Origin of the sequence: Mycolicibacterium nivoides (genome assembly GCF_003855255.1) — a bacterium.
GTDB classification, from domain to species: Bacteria; Actinomycetota; Actinomycetes; order Mycobacteriales; family Mycobacteriaceae; genus Mycobacterium; species Mycobacterium nivoides.
In genome coordinates, this window is record NZ_CP034072.1 from 4916076 (window position 1) to 4939453 (window position 23378).

Genomic DNA, 23378 nt, shown 5'->3' on the forward strand with positions numbered 1-23378 from the left:
TCGCGTCTGCTCGCGCAAGCTAAGTTCACGCAACCTGCCCCTTGACCACCGGCAGGCCTGGATCGCTGGCCGCATCCAGCGGCGACGGGTCCGCGCCGGCCGCGATCAGGTGCGCGGCGAACGAGGCGATCATCGCGCCGTTGTCGGTGCACAACCGCGGCCGCGGCACCCGCAGGGTCAGCCCTGCCGCCGCGCAGCGTTCCTCGGCGAGTTCACGGAGCCGGGAGTTGGCCGCCACACCGCCCGCGATCAACAGGGTGGACACCCCGAGGTCGGTGGCCGCCCGCACGGCCTTGGCGGTCAGCACGTCGGCGACGGCCTCCTGGAAGCCGGCCGCCACGTCGGCCTGTGAGGCCTCCGGGTGGGCCTCGACGTAGCGGGCCACCGCGGTCTTGAGACCGGAGAAGCTGAACACGTACGGGTCGTCCCGCGGCCCGGTCATCCCGCGCGGGAACACGATGGCGTCGCGATCACCGGTGCGGGCCAACTCGTCGAGCACCCGGCCGCCCGGATATCCGAGTCCGAGGAGTCGGGCCACCTTGTCGTAGGCCTCACCGGCGGCGTCGTCGACGGTGCTGCCCAGCTCGATGATCGGCTCCCCCAGCGACCGGACATGCAGCAGATGAGTGTGCCCGCCCGAGACCAGCAGGCCCACGCTCTCGGGCAGCGGCCCGTGGTCGTACACGTCGGCGGCCAGGTGCCCGCCCAGATGGTTGACCCCGTAGAACGGGACGTCCCACCCGGCCGCGTACGCCTTGGCGGCGGCCACCCCGACCAGCAGCGCGCCGGCCAGCCCGGGTCCTATGGTGGCGGCGACGACGTCGGGCCGCTCGATGCCCGCGGTGTCCAGGGCCCGGCGCATGGTCGGCCCCAGTGCTTCCAGGTGCGCGCGCGAAGCGATCTCGGGAACGACACCGCCGTATCGGGCGTGCTCGTCGACGCTGGAGGCGACTTCGTCGGCGAGCAGCCGCACCGTCCCATCTTCGGCGAGGTCGGCAATGCCGACTCCTGTTTCGTCACAAGAACTTTCGATGGCCAAGATGATCACTTCGGGTCCCCTTGGGGAAGGCGTTGCATGGTGTAGGCGTCGGCCCCGCTGGCACGGTAGTACCGCTTGCGCAGGCCGATGTTGACGAATCCGACGCTCTCGTACAGCGCGATGGCCGGTTCGTTGTCGGTGCGAACCTCCAGGAAAACCGTTCCGCCCGAAGCGAAGTGGAGCAAGTCGTCGAGCAGCCGACGCCCGATCCCCTGCCCCTGGAACTCGGGGTCCACGCCGATGGTGTGAATCTCGTACTCGTACGGGCGCATTCGGCCCAGCCGGGAGATACCGGCATAGCCGACCAGCACCCCCTCGCTACGGGCCGCGATGTAGCGATTGTGCTTGGCGTCGAGTTCGGCCAGGAAGGCGCTTGCCGGCCAGGGATCGTCGCCGACGAACAGCTTGGCTTCCAGCTCCGCGCACCGCGCGGCGTCGGCACGGGTCAGCGCATCGAACACGGTCATTTCCGGGCCGCCACAGAAGGTTTCGCGTCGGGCCGACGCAGATACAGCGGAACCAGCGGCTGCGGGTCATCCCAATCGGCGACGGCGCGCACCAGGCCCGCGGGCGTCGGGTACACCACATCGAGCCGGGGCAGGGTGAACAGTGCGGCGTGCTCGGGCGAACCGGCCACCGCCGCGACTGAGCTCTGCAGCACGGCCGCCACATCGGCGGGTGCGTTGACGGAGGGGCCGTCGACCCGGACTCCGTCGCGGTAGTGCGCCCAGTACACCTCGCGCCGCCGCGCATCGGTGACCACCAAAACGTCGCCGTCGGTGTGGATTCCGATGGCGTCCAGGCTGCACACCCCGTGCACCGGAACGCCCAGCGCATGAGCGAACGCCGCGGCGCTGGCCATCCCCACCCGCAGCCCGGTGAACGGGCCGGGTCCGCAGCCGACGACGACCGCGTCGAGATCGGCAACCGTGATCCCGGCATCGGACACGGCGCCGAGTACGTTCGGCGTGAGCTGTTCGGCGTGGGCGCGGGCGTCCACCGTCACCCGTTCGGCGAGGGGGTCGACCGTGCCGTCCTCGGCACGACGGACCACGCCGGCGCTCACCGCCGGGGTCGCGGTGTCGATGGTCAACACGTTCATGGGGCGCTCCACTGCCAGATCACCGTGCGCGTCTCGGTTTCGGTGTCCCGCTCGATACGGATGTCCAGGTGATGTTCGGATAGACGTTCGGCCAGACCCTCGCCCCACTCGACCACCACCACGGCGTCGTCCAGATCGGTGTCGAGGTCGAGCGCGTCGAGTTCTCCCAGCAGGTCGACGCCGGGATGGTCGAGCAAGCGGTACATGTCCACGTGCACCATCGCCGGACGGCCGGCCTGCCGGGCGCGATGCACGCGGGCCAGCACGAACGTCGGCGAGACCACCGGTCCGTCCACATCCATGGCCTGGGCGATGCCCTTGGCCATCACCGTCTTGCCCGCCCCGAGCGGGCCCGACAACACCACCACGTCACCGGCCTTCAGCCCGGCACCCAGCGTCGCGCCCAGGGCAATGGTGTCCTCGGTGGTGGCCAACTCGGCCGTGCCGGCGCTGCGTTCAGCCACGGAACCGGACCCGGTCGCGGACCCGGCGGGTCAGGGTGACCAGTTTGGAGGGGGTGGCCCGCTCCACCAGACGGACCAGTGCGTCGTCGATCACCACGGGCTCCTCAAGCTGGACCAGATGACCCGCTCCCCCGACGATCACCAGTTCGGAGCGGGGTAGCTGTGCGGCCATGGCCTTTGAGTATTCCATTGGGGTGAGCAGGTCACGGTCACCGCAGGCGATCAGTGTCGGCACTTTCGCCAGCACCCGTAGGGCCCCGGCCTCGTCGTGGACCTCGAGGGCATGCAGGAACTCGACCAGCGTGGTGACCGAGGTTCCGTGCATCATCCGCTGGGAGAACTCGACCACGCTGGGGCTGACCGCCTCGTCGCCGTAGGACGCCGCGCGCAGGACCGGCCCGATCACCGACCGGGCCGCGCCGCGGGTGCGATGCACCGCGCCGGGGGCATAGCGGGCCAGGAACCTCGCCGCCTCCAGCGCCGGGTTGCGCAGGATCTCGCCCAACGGCGAACGGGCCACACCCTCGACTGCCGAGGAGATCACCGCGGCACCGACGATCTGTTTCGGATAGCGGTGCGGGAACTGCCGCGCATGCGAGAGCACCGTCATACCGCCCATCGAATGGCCGACCAGTACCGCGGGCCCACGCGGAACCGTCACAGCCAGAACGGCTTCCAGGTCGCGTCCGAGTTGCTCGACGGTGTAGGTGTCCGGCGACGCGGCCCCGGACTGACCGTGGCCCCGCTGGTCGTAGAACACCATCCGCACCTGCGGACCCCACTGTTCGGCCAGCCGGGTGCGCTGAAAGTAGAAGGCCCCCATGCGCAGACAGAAACCGTGCGCGAACACCACCGTCAGCGGTGCGTCGTTGGGGCCGACCTCACGAACTGCCAGCGGCACCCCGTCCTCGGTCGTCACCACGGAGCTGCGGTCGGCATCGAGGCGCTCGAAATCCTCACCCAGGTAAGGATCCTCGCCGGCCCTGCGGCGGGTCAGCGACCGCGCCACCGACCTGCCCGCCACCGTGCCCACAGCGGTGAGCCCGGCGGCACCGGCCAGCCACTGAGCATTGCGACTCAACGCCCGCGACCTGCCTGCAGATAGGTGCGGGTGATCCGCCCGCGCGGACTGGTGACCACCTCGTAGTTGATGGTGCCGAGCAGTTCGGCCCAGTCCTGGGCGGTCTGTTCGCCCTGGGTGCCGGGGCCGAACAGGATCGCTTCATCACCTTCGGTGACGTCGGTGACGTCCGGGCCGAGGTCGACGACGAACTGGTCCATACAGATCCGTCCGACGGCCGGGCGGCGCCTGTCGTTGATCAGCACCTCGATCTTCCCGCTCAACGAGCGGAAGATGCCGTCGGCGTAGCCCACCGGCAGCAGCGCCAGGGTGGTGTCCCGGTCGGCGATCCACCGGTGGCCGTAGGACACCCCGTCGCCGGCGTGCACCGAACGCACCAGCGCGACAGGGCATTTCAAGGTCATGGCGGGAACCAGCCCCATGTCGCCACGCTCGGGGATGGGGCTAAGGCCGTAGACCGCGATGCCGGGCCGCACCATGTCGAAGGCCAGATCCGGACGGGTCATCGCCGCAGGCGAATTGGACAGGTGGGCCAGCTCGAACACCACGCCCTGGGCGGCGGCCTGCTCACGCATCGTGGTGAGCCGCTTGCCCTGCAGGTCGTTGAACGGATTGTCCGGCTCGTCGCCGTGCACCAGGTGGCTCATGATGCCGCGCACCTGGATGACGCCGTCGGCCTGGGCACGGCCCAGCGCGGCGATCACGTCGGGAAAATCGGCGGGGCTGACACCGTTGCGGCTCAGCCCGGTGTCGACCTTCACGGTCACGGTCGCGGTGCGGCCGGTCTGCCGCGCGGCCGCCACCACATCGCCGAGCTGGCGCACCGAGGACACCGCGATCTGCACATCGGCCTCGAGCGCCGGGGCGAAGTCGGTGCCCGGCGGGTGCAGCCAGCACAGCACGGGAGCGGTGATCCCGCCGGCCCGCAGCGCCACCGCCTCGGCGATGGTCACCACCCCGAGTTCGGCCGCGCCGGCGGCCAGGGCGGCGCGGCCCACCTCGACGGCGCCGTGCCCGTAGCCGTCGGCTTTGACCACCGCCATCACCCTGGCGCCGCCGGCATGTTCGCGCAGCAGGCGGACGTTGTGGCCGATCGCGCCGAGATCCACCATCGCCTGCGGCGATGCGTGCGGGTTCAGCGATGTCTCGAGTTCGGTCGTCTGCATGTCATATCACCGCCGACCATTGTCCCAGAGCCAGGTATCGGGGAAGATCAGCGGACCGGTAGGCGCCTTTTAGTGCGCAAACGGCTGCAGGTCGTTGAATGCGCCGCTCGGCTTGAGCTTGTCGAGTCGCTGGAGCACGGTGATCGTGTCCTCCTTGAGCGCGCGGGCCAGATCGGCCGAGAACCCCTCGCGCACGACGACCCGCAGTACCACGACGTCGGTGGCGCCCTCGGGCATGGTGTAGGCCGGCACCTGCCAGCCGAAGGAGCGCAACCCCTCCGATACATCGAACTCGGTGTAGCCCGGTTTGCCCTTGAGCCGGAAGCTGACGACGGGGATGGCCGAACCATCGGTGATCAGCTCGAAGTGCTCACTGTCGCGCAGCTCGTCCCCCAGCCAGCGCGCCGTCTGCGACAGGCACTGCATCACCTGGGTGTATCCGGCCCGGCCCAGCCGAAGGAAGTTGTAGTACTGGCCCACGACCTGGTTGCCGGGCCGCGAGAAGTTGAGGGTGAACGTCGGCATGTCCCCGCCGAGGTAGTTGACCCGGAACACCAGGTCTTCGGGCAGGTACTCCTTGCTGCGCCACACCACGAACCCGATGCCCGGGTAGGTCAGCCCGTACTTGTGGCCGCTGACGTTGATCGACACCACGCGGGGCAGCCGGAAATCCCACTCCAGGTCGGGGTGCAGGAACGGGACGACGAATCCGCCGCTGGCGGCGTCGACGTGGACCGGAATGTCCAGACCCTTGTCTTGAACGAGCTGGTCGAGCGCCGCGCAGATCTCGGCGATCGGCTCCAGCTCCCCGGTGTAGGTGGTGCCCAGGATCGCGACGACGCCGATGGTGTCCTCGTCGACCGCGTCGAGCACCTGCTCGGGGGTGATGACGTAGCGCCCCTCCTCCATCGGGAGGTAGCGCGGCTCGACATCGAAGTAGCGGCAGAACTTCTCCCACACCACCTGGACGTTGGACCCCATCACGAGGTTGGGGGTCCGCCCCTTCCAGTCCTTACCGACCTTCTCGCGCCACCGCCATTTCATCGCCAGGCCGCCCAGCATCACCGCCTCGCTGGAGCCGATGGTCGAGACTCCGCATGCGGCCGATGAATCCTCGTCGCTCAGGTCCTCGGCGTGGAACAGGTCGGCGACCATGCTGACGCAGCGCGCTTCGATCGCGGCGGTGGCCGGGTACTCGTCCTTGTCGATCATGTTCTTGTCGAACGTCTCGGCCATCAGCTTCTCGGCTTCGGGGTCCATCCACGTGGTGACGAACGTCGCCAGGTTCAACCGCGAGCTGCCGTCGAGCATCAACTCGTCGTGGATGAAGCGATACGCCGCATCGGGATCCATCGACTTGTCAGGCAGGCGCAGCGACGGAACCGGGGACATCGCCAGCCTGCCGGTGTAGGCCGGCGAGATATGCGGGGTGCGAGGGTGCTTGTGCGGCATGGAGATCCTTTTCGTTACAGCGCGGCGATCGCGGCGCGGACATGGGCGAGGATGCGTGACGCCGAAGTCGGCGCCGGGTTGGGACCGGGATCGGCCGCCGACAGGTTGGCGGCGCGGGCATGGACGAAGGCTGCCGCAGCCGCGGCTTCGCCGGCGGGCAGTCCGGCCGCCAGCAGGGCGCCGATGATCCCGGACAGCACATCGCCGGATCCGGCTGTGGCAGCCCAGGATTGGCCGGCCGGGTTGAGATACGTGGTGGTGCCTGATCCCCCGGTCGCTCCGCTCCTGCCCGCCGAACCAGGCGAGGCGATCACGGTGACGTTGCCTTTGAGCAGCACGGTCGCGCCGAGTCGGTCGGCCAGGCCGCGGGTGGCAGCAACGCGGTCGGCGCCCGGTGGGTCACCGGCCAGCCGTTGGTATTCGCCGGCATGCGGGGTGAGCACGGTCGGTGCGCTGCGCCCACTGAGCAGCCCGGGGTCGGCGGCCAGCAGCGTGAGAGCGTCGGCGTCGACGATCACCGGCAGATCGGATTCGAGCGCGAACCGCAGTGCGGCCTTCGCCGTGTCGTCGGTGCCCAGTCCGGGCCCGACCACCCAGGCCTGGACCCGGCCGGCCTCCTGCGGGCTGGGCGCGGCGATCACCTCGGGCCAGTGTGAAAGTACCTGCGGTCCAGCACTTCCCGTATACCGGACCATGCCGGAGGTGGCGGCCACCGCGGCTCCGGTGCTCAACACCGCCGCACCGGGATAGGTCGCCGACCCGGACAGCACACCTGTCACTCCCTGGGTGTACTTGTCGTCGTGCGGGCCCGGGATCGGCCAGCGGGCCCGGACATCGGCCACCTCGAACCCGGCCAGGTCGCTGGGTGCCAGGTCCAGGCCGATGTCGATGAGTTCGACGCGACCGCATTCGCCCAGTGCGTGTACGGGTTTCAGACCGCCGAATGTGACAGTCAGGGCAGCACGCACATGCGGGCCGTCGGCGGCCCCGGTCTGCACGTCGAGGCCGCTGGGGATGTCGACGGCGACGACGGGTGCGGTGTTCGCCTCGAATACCGCCGCGGCGTTGGGACGCAGCGGCCCGCGCCCGGAGATACCGACTACTCCGTCGATCACCAGATCGGTTGCGGCGGCGATACCGGCCACCACGCGGCCCCCGGCGCGCCGGAAGGCGGCCAGGCCCTTGGCGTGAGTCTTGTCCGGATTGAGCAAGACGGCGTCGGCGGCCGCTCCGCGGCGGCGCAGGAACGTCGCCGCCCACAGGGCGTCGCCGCCGTTGTCACCGGAGCCCACCACCGCACATATGCGCCGGCCTGCAACACCACCGGTACGCAGCTTCAGTTCGGTCGCGATCGCTGTCGCCAGCCCGTAGGCGGCGCGGCTCATCAGCACACCGTCGGGCAGCGATGCCAGCAGTGGGGCCTCGGCGGCACGGATCGCATCGGCCGAGTAGTAGTACCGCATCAGCTCCCGTTCCACTCGAGATGTGTTCGACTTTGCCGCGCGCCAACAGGTTACGTGTGTTTGCTCGGCACGGTCACAGATTCGCCCCGACCAGGCCGCTGGTGTTGCCGGGCGGCACCGAAAGTGACGCTGTGGCTGTTACCGACGCGCAGGAACGACCACTGCGTCACTTTCGCGCGATCCGGGCGATGGTGGCTGCGGCTTCGCGCAACCGGTCGGGTGGATGCGATGCGTACCCGAGGACCAGGCCGGGTGGTCCTGGTAGCCGCCGGTGCCACGACACGGGATGCACGAGAACACCGGCTGCACGTAGATCGTCGGCCAGCGCGGCATCGTCGACACTGTCGGGCAGCGTCACGAGCAGGTGCAGACCGGCGGCAACACCGCTCACCTTCGCGGCAGGCATGGCGACCGACAACACGTCCAGCAGCGCGTCGCGCCGGGCCCGGTGCCGCGTGCGCATCAGCCGGACATGCCGGTCGTACTCGCCCGATTCCAGTAACCGGGCGAGCACCAGCTGCGGCAGCGTCGGGCTGCCGAGGTCAGTCGCATGCTTGGCCGCCACCAGGTCCGGGCGGCGCCGCGAGGGCGCGATCACCCAACCCAGGCGCAGCGCGGGCGCCAGGCTCTTCGAGGTGCTGCCGGCATACGCGATGCGATCGGGCGCCGACGGATGCAGGGCCGGCACGGGTGCCCGGTCATAGCGATATTCGGCGTCGTAGTCGTCTTCGATGATCAGCTCCCCGTCCCACTCCAGCAGCTCCCGGCGCCGGTGCGGGCCGAGCACCACGCCCGTCGGGAACTGATGCGCCGGAGTCAGGAAGACCGTGGGTGCGCCGGTGGCGGCAAGCTCCGTGACGCGGATGCCGTCGTCGTCGACGGGGACAGGCACAGGGCGCAGACCCCAGTACTCGAGTTCGTCGACCGCCCCGCGCGAGCCGGGATCCTCGACGGCGATCGCGTCGAGGCCTTCGCCGCACAGCTGCCGGGCGAGAAGGGCGACGGCCTGGGCGACGCCCGCGACCACCAGGATGTCGTCGGGTTCGATCCGCAGGCCGCGGGTCCGGGCCAGCCACGGCGCGAGTGCCGCCCGCAACCGCGGATGACCGCGGGGATCTCCGTAGCCGAGGTCTTCCGGCGAGGTCGCGGCCAGCACCGCGCGCTCGGCGCGCAGCCAGGTGCTGCGCGGGAATGCCGACAGATCGGGCACACCTGGCGAGAGATCGATTCCTTCACCGGCAGGAAGGCGGGGCCGCGGCAGACGCGACACCGCCGACGGCGGCGCCGGGGGTTCTGCCCGGGGCCGCCGGACCGGCTGCGCGAGAACGTGGGTGCCCCCACCCGCGTGCCCGCTGACCAGACCCTCGTCGGCAAGGCGCCGATAGGCCTCGACGACCACACCGCGGGACACCGCGAGTTCGCCGGCCAGCAACCGGGTCGGCGGAAAGCGGGTGCCCGGGGTGAGCCTCCCGTCAGCGATCGCAGTGCGCAGCGCATCCGCGAGCCAGTCGGTGAGTCCGCGCGTCGGGGCGGTCGCCGGGTCGAGCTGCAGAAAGTCTGCGCCTGCAATTTGGTCCATGACAGATGTCCAAACTTGGATCTACTTGTTGGACCATATTGGCGCCAGCATGGGAGCATGTCCAGCCCCACCCGCGCCGGCCTGTCCGGTGCACTCGGCATGACGTTCGTCGGCGGCAGCGTGGCCGTCTCGGGTGCGCTCGCCGACGCGCCACTGCACACCGCGCAGGCACTGCGCTACGCCATTGCGTGCGTGCTGTTACTCGCGTGGGTCCGACTGACCCGCCGGCCCCTGCGTCGCCCGCAGGGCACGGAGTGGCTCTGGCTGCTGGGTGTCACCGTCACCGGCCTGGTGCTGTTCAACGTGGCCCTCGTATACGGATCGCGCCACGCCGAGCCCGCGGTCCTGGCAGTCGCGGTGGCATGCGTGCCGTTGGCACTGGCCGCCCTCGGCCCCCTACTCGAAGGCCACCGCGCCCGGACCCGGGTGCTGACCGCCGCTGTGATCGTCAGCGTCGGGGCGGTCATCGTCGAAGGACTGGGCCGCGCCGACGCCATCGGACTGCTCTGGGCAGTGGTCGTTTTCGGGTGCGAGGCCGGCTTCACGCTGCTGGCTGTACCGGTGCTGTCCTCGCACGGCGCGGCCGGTGTATCGGTGCACACCACCTGGATGGCCGCCGCGATGTTCGGCGTGCTCGCGCTGAGCACCGAAGGGTGGAGAGCGGCAAGCACTTTCGATACCGGCGAGATCCTGGCGATCGGCTACCTGGCCGTGTGCGTCACCGCCGTCGCGTTCGTCCTCTGGTACACCTGCGTGCGCACGCTGGGCGCCGGGCGGGCCGGCCTGCTCACCGGAGTGGCGCCGGTAGCAGCCGCCGTGATCGGCATACCCGTCACCGGCACCCTGCCCGCGGGACCGGTGTGGGCGGGCATCGGCTTGATCGCCGCAGGGCTCGCATCGGGCCTGGGCGACGGACCGCGCCGTCAGACCGACGCTGTGGCAGCGGCAGGCTCGACCGTCACCTTGATGGCCTCACCGTTCTGCACGATCGAGAAGGCGTCGAGCACATCGTCGAGCGGGATATGGCGCGTGATGAGGTCCTTCACGGGCACCTGACCGGTCGAGATGTACTGGAGCGCACGCTTGTTGTGCTCCGGCGCGGAGCCGTTGGCACCGTGGATGTGCAACTGCCGGTAGTGGACCACATTCGAATCGCAGGTGATGGTCGGGTTGGTCTTGGGCAGTCCACCGAAGAACGAGATGCGCCCGTTTCGGGCCGCCATGGCGATGGCCTGCTCCTGGGTGACGTTGGCCGCGGTGGCGGTGATGACGATGTCGGCGCCGCGGCCGCCGGTCAGTTCCATCACCTTCTCGACGACGTCGACCTCCGCCGCGTTGATCACCTCATCGGGATGCACGGCGTCGGCAGAGATCTTGAGCCGGCTGGCGTTGACGTCGACGAGATAGACCGGGCCGCAGTTGTGTACACCGCGCGCGATGCGGATGTGCATGCAGCCGATGGGACCGGCACCGAAAACCATGACGGTGTCGCCCTCTTCGATACCGAGCAGATCCTGCGCGTTGATCGCGCACGCGAACGGTTCGGCCGCCGACGCCTCGTCGTAGCCGACGTTGTCCGGAATCCGGTTCAGCCCATCGACTTTGAGCACTTGGCGCGGAACGATCATGTACTCGGCGAACCCGCCGTCGTACTGATAGCCCATCGATGTCTGGTTCTGACACACGGCCATCCAGCCCTTGCGGCACTCGTGACATTCTCCGCACGGGACCGCCGCGATCACCTGAACTCGGTCACCCTCTGCCCAATCGGTGCCGTAGGAGGAATTCACGTCGGCCCCCACCTCGACGATGTCACCGGCGATCTCATGGCCGATCGTGCGCGGTGGGGTCAGGTTCTGGTGCCCGTTGTGCAGGATCTTGACGTCGGTACCGCAGGTGGAGCAGTTGCGCACCCGGATCTTCACCTCGTCGGGGCCGCACTGCGGCTCCGGCACATCCTCCAGGCGGACGTCCTCTGGGGCGTAGTAGCGCAGGGCTTTCATGGTGGTCCTCTCGACTCACAGGGACTAGGTCACCGGGTTGGTATCAGCACCCTAACGCCAATTCGGTCACAAAACCACAGTTTCTAATGCCCATTTGAGTCCGATTGCTTGCAATAGTGCCCACTTGTGCGGTGTACTGGGTGTGCATGTGACCGGCGTCACCCAGCAGCCGGCAAGATCGGAGGTCGTCAGATGTCCACTGTCGAAGCGCCACGCCCCGGGGTTCGGGTGCACGTGCAGAAGCTGGGCACCTCGCTGTCGAACATGGTGATGCCGAACATCGGCGCCTTCATCGCCTGGGGCCTGATCACGGCCCTGTTCATCGAGCAGGGCTGGCTACAGGCCATCTTCTCCGGGCTCAAGGACCCCGACGGCTGGGTGGCCAGGATCGGCGGCTGGGGCAGCTATGACGGCGCGGGCATCGTCGGCCCGATGATCACCTACCTGCTGCCCGTCCTGATCGGATACACCGGTGGCCGGATGATCCACGGCAACCGCGGCGCCGTCGTCGGCGCGATCGCCACCATGGGGGTGGTCGCCGGCGCCGATGTCCCGATGTTCATGGGCGCGATGATCATGGGGCCCCTGGGCGGCTGGGCGATGAAGAAGGCAGACGCGCTGTGGGAAGGCAAGATCCGGCCCGGCTTCGAGATGCTCGTCGACAACTTCTCCGCGGGCATCCTGGGCATGCTGCTGGCCATCTTCGGCTTCTTCGGTGTCGGACCGATCGTGTCATCGTTCACCCGCGCCGCCGGGAACGCGGTGGACTTCCTGGTCAGAAATGACCTGCTGCCCCTGACCTCATTGCTCATCGAACCGGCGAAGGTGCTGTTCCTCAACAACGCCATCAACCACGGTGTGCTGACACCGCTGGGCACCACCCAGGCATTGGACACCGGCAAGTCGATTCTGTTCCTGCTTGAGACCAACCCCGGTCCCGGCCTGGGAGTCCTGCTGGCGTTCATGGTGTTCGGTCGCGGCGCGGCCCGCGCCTCGGCACCGGGCGCCGCGATCATCCAGTTCTTCGGTGGCATCCACGAGATCTACTTCCCGTACGTGCTGATGAAGCCCAAGCTGATCGCCGCCACCATCCTCGGCGGCATGACCGGCGTCTTCGTCAACGTGCTGTTCGGTTCCGGTTTGCGGGCCCCGGCCGCACCGGGTTCGATCATCGCGATCTACGCGCAGACCGCCGGCGGCAGCTTTCTCGGCGTGACGTTGTCCGTGCTCGGAGCCACCGCCGTCTCGTTCGCCGTCGCCTCACTGCTGCTCAAGACCGATCGTGCCGGTGACGAGCCCGATCTCGCTGCGGCGACCGCCGAGATGGAGGCACTCAAGGGCAAGAAGTCCAGCGTGGCTTCCGCCCTGGTCGGTGCGCCCCGGGGTCCGGTGAGCAGCATCGTGTTCGCCTGTGACGCCGGTATGGGGTCCTCGGCGATGGGAGCCTCGGTGCTGCGCAAGAAGATCCGTTCCGCCGGATTCGGCGACATCGCCGTGACCAACCAATCGATCGCGAATCTCACCGACACCTACGACCTGGTGGTCACACACCGCGACCTGACCGACCGGGCCCGACTGAAAACCGGTTCGGCCGTTCATGTCTCGGTGGAGGACTTCATGAGTTCACCCCGCTACGACGAGATCGTCGAGATGCTCGGTGACACGAACTCCGCTGGGGATGAGCGCTCGCGCGAAGACCAGACGGGTGGAGATGCAGCGGTGGTGGAACAGCCCGTGAGCAAAGCAGACGACGTGCTACCCCTCGAATCGATCGTGCTGGCCGGCACCGCCACCTCAGCGGACACCGCCATCGACGAGGCCGGTGCCCTGTTGGTCGCGGCGGACGCCGTCGAGCCGGCCTACGTGGATGCCATGCACGAGCGGGAGAAGTCGGTGTCGACCTACATGGGCAACGGTCTGGCCATCCCGCACGGCACCAACGAGGCCAAGACCGCGATCCGCCGCACCGGGATCTCGTTCGTGCGCTACCCCGAACCGATCGACTGGAACGGCAAGCCCGCCGAGTTCGTCGTCGGCATCGCCGGGCTGGGCAACGACCACATGGCCCTGCTGACCAAGATCGCGCACGTGTTCCTCGACAAGGACGAGGTGGCCCGGCTGCGGGCGGCGACCAGCGCCGACGACGTGCGCGCAGTGCTTTCCGACAGCAAATAACCGACGCCGCACCCGGGTGCCCCAGAATGGCAAGGGTGGATTCAGATACCCGCCAGAGTCGCATCGTCGAGTTCGCGCGCAGCCGGGGCCGCGTCGATGTGCTGACGCTGGCCGAGGAACTCGACGTCGCGGCCGAGACCATCCGCCGCGACCTCAAGGCACTGGCCGGGAGACGACTGCTCAAACGTGTGCACGGCGGCGCGATCCCACTGGAGACCGCGGCGTTCGAATCCACCGTCGAATACCGCAGCCAGGTAGACCTGGCCCAGAAGCACCGCATCGCTGCCGCGGCGGCACACCTGTTGCACGGCGCCGAAACCGTCTACCTGGACGAGGGTTTCACGCCACGGCTGATCGCCGAACAGCTCGCCGATCAGGAACTGACCGTGGTCACATCATCGCTGCTGGCCGCCGAGGCGCTGGCACACAGCGAGACCGTCACCGTCCTGATGATCGGTGGGCGTATGCGAGGGCGCACCCTGGCCACCGTCGACCAGTGGGCGGTGGAGCGACTCAACAGCCTGGTGATCGACATCGCCTTTCTGGGCACCAACGGGATCACGGTCGAACATGGCCTCACCACACCGGATCCCGCGGTGGCTGCGGTGAAGCAGACAGCGGTCAAGGTCGCGCAACGGTGCGTGTTGGTGGCGGCGCATTCCAAGTTCGGGGAGACGAGTTTCTGCCGGTTCGCGCACGTCTCCGATTTCGAGTCGATCGTCACGGGCACCGAGTTGCCCGCAGAGGAAGCACAGCGCTACGAAGCGCTGGGGCCATCGGTGATCCGCACCTGAAGACCGTCCCAGAACCGGCCCGCCCGTTGGGCAATCTCATCCGGGTATTCGCCGTTGATGGCGTGAGAAGCGTCGGACCAGAGCTCGATCTCACCGTGCACCAACAGCTCTCGCGCCCGCGCGACGGCGCGCGTCGGGTTGAGCATGACGCTGCGGCCCGCGATCAACGCCAGCACCGGCACGTCGATCCCCCGTAGTTGCTCGTCGCTGAACAGCTTCGGCATCGGCGTGCGCAGCGTGAAATCCGTTGAACCGGCGGAGATCAGCGCGGCCTCCATCTCGGCGGCATCCACATCGGCACCCCCGGCAATCCAGCTCTGCACCCGCCTGCGCAAGCGCTCGGGCACGCCCGGCGCGAACAGTGCCACCGAGGCCAGCATCGCCTTGACCGGAATGCCGGTGAAGGTGAACACCGGATCCAACAGGGTGAGCGACGCGATCCGGCCGGTCCGGTGCACCGCACCGTTGGTGGCCGTCCAGCCGCCCATCGACACCCCGAGCAGGTGGGCCTTGTCCAGCCCGAGTCCGGCCAGCGTCTCATCCAGCCACTGCGCCTGATCGCAAGCATCACGAATCACCTTGTGCTGCACCGACAGGCCGGCCTCACCGAGCAGGTCTATGCCGTACACGGTGCGACGCTCCAGCAACGGTCCGAGGTTGGTTTCATACATCGGCGTCGACGCATTGCGGCCCGGAAGCAGCACCACCGGCACACCGGCGTCCGGCCCGGCGAACCGGTAGGCCCGCACCGTGCCGAACGACGTGGGCACGTCGAACAGTTCGAACGGCGGCAAGGCCGCCATCCCGGCCCGGTAGGTGCCCAGGAAATGCTCGAACGCCGCGTCGGAAACGAATGCTCCGAGCGCGTTCCGGTCCCACCGCCCAGCGATGTTGACCGTCGGAACCCGCAGATCCACTATTCGACGGTGACGGACTTGGCCAGGTTGCGCGGCTTGTCGACGTCGTACCCTCGCGCCCGGGCCACCCCGGCCGCGAACACCTGCAGCGGGATGGTCGACAGCAACGGCTGGAACAGCGTTGACACCGCCGGGATCTCGATCAGGTGATCGGCGTACGGCCGCACCGTGTCGTCACCCTCCTCGGCGATCACGATGGTCACCGCGCCGCGGGCCTGGATCTCGCGGATGTTGGACAGCAGCTTGGCGTGCAGCATCTGCGCGTTCTTGGGCGACGGCATCACCACGATGACCGGCAGGTCCTCGTCGATCAGAGCGATCGGACCGTGCTTGAGCTCACCGGCGGCGAAGCCCTCGGCGTGCATGTAAGCCAGCTCCTTGAGCTTGAGCGCGCCCTCGAGCGCCACCGGGTAGCCGACGTGCCGGCCCAGGAACAGGATCGTGGGCGACGTCGCGAACCGCTGCGCCAGCTGGAACACCGGCTCGATCCCGGCCAGTACCCGGCTGACCATGTCCGGCATGGCTTCCAGCTCGCTGTACTCGCGCTCGACCTCGTCGGGGTACTTGGTTCCACGGGCCTGCGCGAGGGCCAGCCCCACCAGGTAGTTCGCGGCGATCTGCGCCAGGAACGTCTTGGTGGCGGCCACACCGATCTCCGGCCCGGCCCGGGTGTAGAGGACCGCGTCGGCTTCGCGCGGGATCTGGCTGCCGTTGGTGTTGCAGATCGCCAGCACCTTGGCCTTCTGCGTCTTGGCGTGCCGCACCGCCTCCAGCGTGTCGGCGGTCTCGCCGGACTGCGAGATGGCGATCACCAACGTGCTGCGGTCCAGCACCGGGTCGCGGTACCGGAACTCGCTGGCCAGCTCGACCTCGACCGGCAACCGGGTCCAGTGCTCGATGGCGTATTTGGCCAGCAGGCCGGAGTGGTACGCGGTGCCGCAGGCGACGATGAAGACCTTGTCGATCTCGCGCAGTTCCTGATCGGAAAGGCGCTGCTCGTCGAGCACGATGCGACCGTCGACGAAATGCCCCAGCAGGGTGTCGGCGACCGCGGCGGGCTGCTCGGCGATCTCCTTGAGCATGAAGTAGTCGTAGCCACCCTTTTCGGCGGCGTCGAGATCCCAGTCGATGTGGAATTCCCGGTAGTCCCGGCCGGCCTGCAGATCGTCCCGGCCGAAGAAGTCGGTGATCCGGTAGCCGTCGGCGGTCAGCACCACCGCCTGGTCCTGGCCGAGCTCCACGGCGTGCCGGGTGTGCTCGATGAACGCCGCCACGTCGGAGCCGACGAACATCTCGTTCTCACCGATGCCGACGACGAGCGGGGTGGACCGGCGAGCGGCCACGATCGTGCCCGGATCGTCGGCGCTGGCGAACACCAGGGTGAAGTGGCCTTCCAGGCGCTGCAGTACGGCCAGGACGGACGCCGGGAAGTCGCCGGCGGTGTCACCGTTGGCGTACTGACGGGCCACCAGGTGGACGGCCACCTCGGAGTCGGTGTCGCTGGCGAACTCGACCCCGTCGGCTTCCAGCTCGGCGCGAAGGCCGGCGAAGTTCTCGATGATGCCGTTGTGGACGACGGCGATCTTGCCCGCGGCGTCGCGGTGCGGGTGCGCGTTGCGGTCGGTGGGCCGTCCGTGGGTGGCCCACCGGGTGTGGCCCAGGCCGGTCGTGCCGGTAAGCACGCCGTCGTCGGTCTCGGCGAGGGCGGCCTCCAGGTTGGCCAGGCGTCCGGCGCGTCGACGTACCGTCAACCCGCCGTTGTCGTCGATCAGCGCGATTCCCGCGGAGTCGTAACCCCGGTATTCCATCCGGCGCAGCGCGTCGACGACGATGCCGCGGGCCGGGCGCGCCCCGACGTAGCCGACGATTCCACACATAGGGTCCCAGGGTAGTGCAGTCGGAGCCCTGGCCCGATTCTGCGCGACGACGTTTGACGGATATCACCGCGAAAGCCCGGGCGCGCCTCAGGCTCAATTGGCGCGCTCACGCGCCGCGGCGCGCTGCGATACGGTCAACGCGTGGCCAGCACAAAGAAGCTCTTCGCAGGGTTGACCCGCCGCGGACCGTATCGGGTTCTGCGCGGTGACCTGGCGTTCGCCGGCATGCCGGGCGTGGTGTACACGCCGGAGTCCGGCCTGAACCTGCCCGGAGTGGTGTTCGGCCACGAGTGGATGACGCAGGCGGACAACTACACGCACACCCTGGAGCACCTGGCCTCCTGGGGCATCGTGGCGGCGGCCCCCAACACCGAGACGGGCCTGGCGCCGTCGGTGCTCAATTTCGCCTTCGACCTGGGCGCGGCCCTCGAGATCATCACCGGGGTGCGGCTGGGGACCGGCAAGATCAGCGTGCACCCGGGCAAGCGGGGTGTGGTCGGGCACGGTTTCGGCGGCTCGGCCGCGGTGTTCGCCGCCGCGGGCATGGGCGGCGATCCGCACCGCCCGAAGGCTGTGGTGTCGCTGTTCCCGACGGTTACCAAGCCGCCGGCCGAGCAACCGGCGTCGACGCTGCAGGTACCCGGCCTGGTCCTGACCGCCCCCGGCGATCCGATGACCCTGCGTTCGAACGCCGTGGAGCTGGCCCGGGCCTGGGAGGGCGCGACGCTACGCACGGTGAGCAAGGCGCAGGCCGGCGGTCTGGTCGAGGGCCGCCGACTGGCCCGGTTCATCGGGCTGCCCGGCGCCGACCGGAGCACCCAGAAGACCGTTCGCGGCCTTCTCACCGGCTACCTGCTGGCCACGTTGACCGGCGACAAGACCTACCGCGCCTTTGCCGACCCCGAGGGCGACCTGCCGCACACCGAGCCGGCCGACCCGAACGCCGATCCGGTCGCTCTCGAGGACAAGGTGGTCGCGCTGCTCAAGCCGTGACGCCGGCGGGGTCGCCGAGCAGGTGCTCTCCCAGTCGGGGCGGTGCACTGCGGTACTGCACCGGCGTCGCCGACAGCGACACCGGATTGGCGACCTGAGGGGTGCTGCTGCCGGGCACCGGGACGGTCGCGGCCAAGCCCAGCTTCTCGGCGAAGGCGAACGCCTCGGCCATGTCGTTGATGGGCCCGGCCGGCACCCCCACAGCAGTGAGGACGCCATACCAGTAATCGGCTCCGTGATTGCTGAACTCGGCCTCCAACAGAGCACACAGCTCATCTCGGTGACGCACGCGTAGCGCGTTCGAGCTGAAGCGTTCGTCGTCGGCGAGCCCGTCGAGCCCAAGCGCGGTGACCAACAACCGGAACTGCTTGTCGTTGCCGACGGCCAGCGCGATGGGCCGATCCGCGGTGTTGAAGGTTTGGTAGGGCGCGATGCTCGGGTGGCGATTTCCCATCATCGTCGGGACGCTGCCGGCGCCCAGGAATCCCGAGGCCTGATTGACCATGGAGGACAACAACACTGACAACAGGTCGGTGTCGACGCGTTGTCCCTGACCGGTGCGGTCGCGGTGAGCCAGTGCCACCAGGATGCCCGTGATGGCGTGCATGCCGGTGAGCACGTCGACCATCGCCACCCCGACCTTCGTTGGGTCGCCGGGTTCGGTTCCGGTGATGCTCATCAGCCCGCCGACGGCTTGGACCAGCAGATCGTAGCCGGGCAGGTCGGCGCCGCCGTCCCGGCCGAATCCGGTGATGGCGCAATAGATCAGGTCTGGTTTGACCTCGCGGAGCGTGTCGTAGCCCAGACCGAGTTTGTCCATGGTTCCGGGCCGGAAGTTCTCGACCACGATGTCGGCGCGGCTGACCAACTCGCGGGCACGGGCGACGTCGCCGGGATCGGTGAGATCGAGCACCAGAGAACGCTTGTTGCGGTTGACGGCGTTGAAATACGTTGCCACGCCGTCCGCGTCATACGGCGGTCCCCACTCGCGGGTGTCGTCCCCGACGCCGGGCCGCTCAATCTTGATGACGTCGGCCCCGAAGTCGCCGAGCATCATGGTGGCGTACGGGCCGGCCAGTACGCGGCTGAAGTCGATGACGGTGATTCCGTCGAGCGCACCGGCGTTCATGCTCTCGCCTGCCCGCCGCGCAGGTACACCGTGGTGGTGTGGGTGAAGAATTCCCTGGCAGCGCCGCCCTGTTCCTTGGGGCCCAGCCCGCTCTTCTTGGCGCCCCCGAACGGCACGTGCGGATCGGCGCCTGCCGACTCGGAGTTCACGTGCAGCACGCCCACGTCGATCTGCTCGACGGCCTGCAGGGCCCGGGTCAGATCCTGGGTGAAAACCGCTGCCGAGAGCCCGAATTCGCTGTCGTTGGCCATGGCGAACGCGGCGTCAGCATCGGCGGCCCGCCGGACGGCCAGGACCGGGCCGAACAGCTCCTCGGTCCACACGTCGGCCGGTGCCCCGTTGAGTTCGACGACGGTCGGCGCGATGAAGTAGCCCTCGGCCAGCGGGCCGTCGGCATATGCCCGTCCGCCGGCCAGGACTGTCGCTCCCTGGGCCCGCGCGGTTTCGACGCCGGTCGTGATCGTCTTGTACGCCGACTCACTGACGACCGGACCCATCTGGGTGGCCTCGTGAACCGGGTCGCCCACGACGAGCGCCTCGGCACGGTCAGCGAGCGCCTCTAGGAAACGGTCGGCGATCTTCTCGGTGAGGATCAACCGGGATGTGGCCGTGCACTTTTGGCCGGTCGAACGGAACGCACCCATCATCACCTGCTCGACCGCCAGGTCCAGATCTGCATCGTCGAGCACGACAGCGGCGTTCTTGCCACCCATCTCGGCTTGCGCCGGAACCCCGCGGGCGGCGGCCATACTCGCGATCCGCCGCCCGATGCCGGTGGAGCCGGTGAATGTGACGGCGTCGACGTCGGGATGGTTGACGATCCCGTCGCCGATGGCCGAGCTCCCGATGAGCAAGTTGAGCACGCCCGCGGGCAGGCCGGCGCTGTCGAGCGCGCGCGCCAGGTGCATCGCCAGCAGCGGCACCGTACTGGCGGGCTTCCACACCACCGAGTTCCCGTAAATCAGGGCCGGAGCGATCTTCCAGGCCGGGATGGCGATGGGAAAGTTGAACGGGGTGATCACCCCGACCACGCCAACCGGCTTGCGGGTGACCAGGATCTGCTCACCGGCCCGCGGCGAGGCATAGATCTCGCCGGCCTGCCGGTCCCCCTCGTTGCCGTAGTAGCGCAGGATCTGGGCCGCGCGACGCACTTCACCGACGCCTTCGGCCAGCGTCTTACCTTCTTCTACCGACAGATCGCGTCCCCACTCGCCGGCCTTGTCGTCGAGGATCTCGGCAGCGGCCAGCAGCACACCACCGCGAGTGGCCATCGGGGTGGCCGCCCATGCGCGAACCGACTCGCCGGCGGCGGCCACCGCCGCCTCGAGATGGTCCGCGCTCGCGGCGCCGCCTTCGGCGACGACCGACTGTGGCCGCGAAGGATCGACACTGCGGACGCCATCACCCTCGCCGGAAATCCATTGCCCGGCAATGAGGTGCTGAAGCCGTGCCGGTGTATGCGTAGTCATCCGATTGCTCCAATCAGGTTGCGGCGGCTCAGCGGAAGGCTGCCTGGCCGGTGAGTGCCTTGCCGATGGACAGTAGATGCATCTCGGAGGTGCCTTCGTAGGTGAGCACGGATTCGAGGTTGTTGGCGTGGCGCAGTGGTGAGTATTCGAGGGTGATTCCGCTGCCGCCCAACAGGGTCCGGCATTCGCGCGCGATGGCCAGGGCTTCGCGGACGTTGTTGAGCTTGCCCAGGCTGATCTGCTCGGGCCGAGCGCCGTCGGCATCCTTGATCCGGCCCAGGTGGATGGCCAGCAGCATTCCCTTACCGAGTTCGACAGTCATGTTGGCCAGCTTCTCCTGGGTGAGCTGGTAGCTGGTCAACGGCTTGTCGAACACCTCACGCGAACCCGCGTAGTCGATCGCGGTCTCCAGGCTGTCGCGGGCCGCACCCAGGGCACCGAACACGATGCCGAACCGGGCCTCGTTCAGGCACGACAGCGGGGCCGACAATCCCTGGGCCAAAGGCAGTTGCGCCGAGGCCGGCAGCCGCACGTTGTCCAGCACGAGCTCGGAGGTCACCGACGCCCGCAGGGACAGCTTGCGATGGATCTCGTTGGCGGTGAACCCAGGGGTGTCGGTGGGCACCACAAAGCCCCGGATGCCGTCATCGGTCTGGGCCCAGACCGTGGCCACATCGGCGAGGTTGCCGTTGGTGATCCACATCTTGGTGCCATTGAGCACCCAGTCCGCGTTTTCTCCGGCGCCGTCGCGGCGGGCCCGGGTGCGCATGCCCGCGGGGTTGGAGCCGAAGTCGGGCTCGGTCAGGCCAAAGCAGCCGATCGCCTCCCCGGCCGCCAGCCGGGGCAGCCACTGGTTCTTCTGTTCCTCAGATCCGTACCGGTAGATCGAGAACATCGACAGCGAGCCCTGCACGGAGACAAAACTGCGGAACCCGCTGTCGCCGGCTTCCAGCTCCATACACGCCAGGCCGTAGCTCACAGCGTTGGTGCCCGCACACCCATAACCCTGCAGATGCATGCCCAACACCCCGAGCTTGCCGAACTCCCTGGCCAACTCTTTGGGCAACGTGGCCTCTTCGAACCACTCGCCGACGTTGGGCCGCAGCCGGGTATCGACGAACTGCCGCACCGTCGCGGCGATGTCACGCTCGTCGTCATCGAGCAACCGATCAGTGTCGAACAGCTCCAGCGGCCGGTAAGCGGACTTCTTGGCAGCCGGTGCGGCGGCGGCGGCGGTCAGCGTCATGAGGTAACTCCTAGGCGAGATTCGGTGAGGTGAATTAGAGCGCGGCAAAGGCATCGCGTACGACGCTCAATGCTTCGACGAGTAGGTCATCCGAGATCGACAGCGGCGGCAGGAAGCGCAGCACATTGCCGAAGGTTCCGGCGGTCAGCGTGAGCACGCCGTTGTCCAGGCAGTGGCGGCTGACGGCGGCCACGGCCTCACGGTTGGGGGTGCGAGTACCGGCGACGACGAGTTCAGCGGCGATCATCGCGCCGCGGCCGCGGATATCACCGAGAATGTCTGTCGCGCTGGCGATCCCGCGCAATTCGCGCACCAGAATGTCTCCGATGGCTTGCGCGCGGTCGAGCAATCGATGCTGCTCGATCTCGTCGAAGACGCCCAGGGCGGCCGCGCAGGCCACCGGATTGCCGCTGTAAGTGCCTCCGATGCCGCCGGGATGCGCGGCGTCCATGACGTCGGCGCGACCGGTGACCGCGGCCAGCGGCATGCCACCGGCCAGCCCCTTGGCGGTGACGACCATGTCAGGCACCAAACCGTCGTGCTCACTCGCGAACCACGTTCCGGTGCGGGCGATTCCGGCCTGCACCTCGTCGGCGATCAGCAGGATGCCGCGGTCGCGGCAAAATTCGGCTACCGCGGGCAGGAATCCTTCGGCGGGAACGATGAATCCGCCTTCGCCCTGGATGGGTTCGACCACGACGCAGGCCACCGCGTCGGCGCCGATCTGGGCGTCGATGAGTTGGGCGAACTGGCCGAACGCTTCGGCGGCGCAATTCTCCGGACCGGACGGCCAGCGGTACGGGTAGGCCATCGGCGCGCGATACACCTCGGGAGCGAACGGCCCGAAACTGTGCTTGTAAGGCTGGTTCTTGGCGGTCATGGTCATCGTCAGCAGCGAACGGCCGTGGAAGGCGTGGTCGAACACCACGACCGCGGGCCGCTTGGTGGCGGCGCGGGCGTACTTCACGGCGTTCTCGACGGCTTCGCTGCCGGTGTTGAACAGTGCGGTGCGCTTGTCGTGCGTTCCGGGGGCGAGCTGGTTGAGCTTTTCGGCCACCTCGATGTACGGCTCGTACGGGGTGGCCAGGAAACAGGTGTGGGTGTAGCGGGCCAGCTGATCGGTTGCGCGCGCGACGACCGCGGGCGCAGCGTTGCCCACGGTGGTGACCGCGATGCCACTACCCATGTCGATGAACGAGTTGCCATCGACATCGACGATCACGCCGCCGCCGGCGCCGGCAGCGTAGATCGGCGCGCCGCTGGACAATCCCGCGGGCAGGGCGCCGGCGCGGCGGGCAGCCAATTCGCGAGAGCGGGGCCCAGGCACCTCAGTAACCAGTCGGCGTTCCTGACGCAGTTCCGGACCGCCGACCACTGTGTCGAGCATCGTCATCTTGCTCGTTCCTTCCGTCGATGTGGGCGCCAGCCT

19 protein-coding genes and 1 pseudogene are annotated in these 23378 nt (G+C 68.5%); 4 read left to right on the top strand and 16 right to left on the bottom strand.

The genetic code is table 11. The features are described 5' to 3' along the window. Positions 1 to 25: 25 nt before the first annotated feature. From tsaD to pdxR, 9 genes are all read right to left on the bottom strand, one after another. Positions 26 to 1048: a tRNA (adenosine(37)-N6)-threonylcarbamoyltransferase complex transferase subunit TsaD gene (tsaD, locus tag EH231_RS24000; RefSeq protein ID WP_090432303.1), complete on the bottom strand. Its 1023-nt coding sequence runs from the start codon at positions 1046 to 1048 to the stop codon at positions 26 to 28. Beyond that, positions 1045 to 1506, bottom strand: coding sequence for a ribosomal protein S18-alanine N-acetyltransferase (gene rimI, locus EH231_RS24005; protein WP_124713469.1), 462 nt, complete (start codon positions 1504 to 1506; stop codon positions 1045 to 1047). Before rimI ends, tsaD begins: the two co-directional genes overlap by 4 nt. Beyond that, positions 1503 to 2141: a tRNA (adenosine(37)-N6)-threonylcarbamoyltransferase complex dimerization subunit type 1 TsaB gene (gene tsaB, locus EH231_RS24010; RefSeq protein WP_090432874.1), complete on the bottom strand. Its 639-nt coding sequence runs from the start codon at positions 2139 to 2141 to the stop codon at positions 1503 to 1505. Before tsaB ends, rimI begins: the two co-directional genes overlap by 4 nt. Beyond that, on the bottom strand, positions 2138 to 2605 hold the full coding sequence (gene tsaE, locus EH231_RS24015) for a tRNA (adenosine(37)-N6)-threonylcarbamoyltransferase complex ATPase subunit type 1 TsaE (protein ID WP_090432299.1): 468 nt from the start codon (positions 2603 to 2605) through the stop codon (positions 2138 to 2140). The genes tsaB and tsaE overlap by 4 nt, the downstream gene beginning before the upstream one ends. Beyond that, positions 2598 to 3686 (bottom strand): alpha/beta fold hydrolase, encoded by a 1089-nt coding sequence (locus EH231_RS24020; protein WP_164480999.1) that lies wholly within the window; start codon positions 3684 to 3686, stop codon positions 2598 to 2600. The genes tsaE and EH231_RS24020 overlap by 8 nt, the downstream gene beginning before the upstream one ends. Then, positions 3683 to 4852 (bottom strand): alanine racemase, encoded by a 1170-nt coding sequence (gene alr / locus EH231_RS24025; RefSeq protein WP_090432297.1) that lies wholly within the window; start codon positions 4850 to 4852, stop codon positions 3683 to 3685. The genes EH231_RS24020 and alr overlap by 4 nt, the downstream gene beginning before the upstream one ends. Positions 4853 to 4921: 69 nt before the next feature. Further along, a complete protein-coding gene (gene gad / locus EH231_RS24030) occupies positions 4922 to 6304 on the bottom strand; it encodes a glutamate decarboxylase (RefSeq protein WP_090432295.1) in 1383 nt (460 codons plus the stop codon). 14 nt (positions 6305 to 6318) lie between these two features. Next, positions 6319 to 7767 carry an NAD(P)H-hydrate dehydratase gene (locus EH231_RS24035; protein WP_090432871.1) on the bottom strand — a complete coding sequence of 483 codons (1449 nt, stop codon included), beginning with the start codon at positions 7765 to 7767 and terminating at the stop codon, positions 6319 to 6321. Between the two features lie 166 nt (positions 7768 to 7933). Next, a complete protein-coding gene (gene pdxR / locus EH231_RS24040) occupies positions 7934 to 9346 on the bottom strand; it encodes a MocR-like pyridoxine biosynthesis transcription factor PdxR (RefSeq protein WP_090432294.1) in 1413 nt (470 codons plus the stop codon). Positions 9347 to 9445: 99 nt separating this feature from the next. On the opposite strand from pdxR, the pseudogene EH231_RS34415 reads away from it, so the two are divergent. Then, a pseudogene (locus EH231_RS34415) lies at positions 9446 to 10183 on the top strand (EamA family transporter); the annotation flags it as partial. An 86-nt stretch (positions 10184 to 10269) separates the two neighbouring features. Here the strand turns inward: EH231_RS34415 and EH231_RS24050 are convergent. Continuing rightward, complete coding sequence (locus tag EH231_RS24050; RefSeq protein WP_090432292.1) at positions 10270 to 11349, bottom strand: zinc-dependent dehydrogenase; 1080 nt, start codon at positions 11347 to 11349, stop codon at positions 10270 to 10272. Between the two features lie 192 nt (positions 11350 to 11541). Here EH231_RS24050 and EH231_RS24055 point away from each other — a divergent pair, with 192 nt between their 5' ends. Beyond that, entirely contained in the window at positions 11542 to 13524 is a 1983-nt protein-coding gene (locus EH231_RS24055; RefSeq protein WP_090432290.1) for a PTS mannitol transporter subunit IICBA, read from the top strand. 35 nt (positions 13525 to 13559) lie between these two features. Continuing rightward, entirely contained in the window at positions 13560 to 14318 is a 759-nt protein-coding gene (locus tag EH231_RS24060; protein ID WP_090432288.1) for a DeoR/GlpR family DNA-binding transcription regulator, read from the top strand. Here the strand turns inward: EH231_RS24060 and EH231_RS24065 are convergent. Both EH231_RS24065 and glmS read right to left on the bottom strand, forming a co-directional pair. Next, positions 14282 to 15235 carry an alpha/beta fold hydrolase gene (locus tag EH231_RS24065; protein WP_090432286.1) on the bottom strand — a complete coding sequence of 318 codons (954 nt, stop codon included), beginning with the start codon at positions 15233 to 15235 and terminating at the stop codon, positions 14282 to 14284. The genes EH231_RS24060 and EH231_RS24065 overlap by 37 nt on opposite strands. Beyond that, positions 15235 to 17112, bottom strand: a complete 1878-nt coding sequence (glmS, locus tag EH231_RS24070; protein WP_090432284.1) for a glutamine--fructose-6-phosphate transaminase (isomerizing) — start codon at positions 17110 to 17112, stop codon at positions 15235 to 15237. Before glmS ends, EH231_RS24065 begins: the two co-directional genes overlap by 1 nt. 141 nt (positions 17113 to 17253) lie before the next feature. On the opposite strand from glmS, the gene EH231_RS24075 reads away from it, so the two are divergent. After that, positions 17254 to 18105 (top strand): dienelactone hydrolase family protein, encoded by an 852-nt coding sequence (locus EH231_RS24075; protein WP_090432282.1) that lies wholly within the window; start codon positions 17254 to 17256, stop codon positions 18103 to 18105. Here EH231_RS24075 and EH231_RS24080 read toward each other — a convergent pair. The 4 genes from EH231_RS24080 to gabT are packed head-to-tail and all read right to left on the bottom strand — an operon-like array spanning position 18095 to position 23336. Continuing rightward, entirely contained in the window at positions 18095 to 19234 is a 1140-nt protein-coding gene (locus EH231_RS24080; protein ID WP_124713471.1) for a CaiB/BaiF CoA transferase family protein, read from the bottom strand. The genes EH231_RS24075 and EH231_RS24080 overlap by 11 nt on opposite strands. Beyond that, positions 19231 to 20703: an aldehyde dehydrogenase family protein gene (locus EH231_RS24085; protein WP_124713472.1), complete on the bottom strand. Its 1473-nt coding sequence runs from the start codon at positions 20701 to 20703 to the stop codon at positions 19231 to 19233. Before EH231_RS24085 ends, EH231_RS24080 begins: the two co-directional genes overlap by 4 nt. 28 nt (positions 20704 to 20731) lie before the next feature. Then, positions 20732 to 21949 carry an acyl-CoA dehydrogenase family protein gene (locus EH231_RS24090; RefSeq protein WP_124713473.1) on the bottom strand — a complete coding sequence of 406 codons (1218 nt, stop codon included), beginning with the start codon at positions 21947 to 21949 and terminating at the stop codon, positions 20732 to 20734. A 34-nt stretch (positions 21950 to 21983) separates the two neighbouring features. Then, positions 21984 to 23336 carry a 4-aminobutyrate--2-oxoglutarate transaminase gene (gene gabT, locus EH231_RS24095; protein ID WP_090424912.1) on the bottom strand — a complete coding sequence of 451 codons (1353 nt, stop codon included), beginning with the start codon at positions 23334 to 23336 and terminating at the stop codon, positions 21984 to 21986. Between the last annotated feature and the right edge of the window lie 42 nt (positions 23337 to 23378).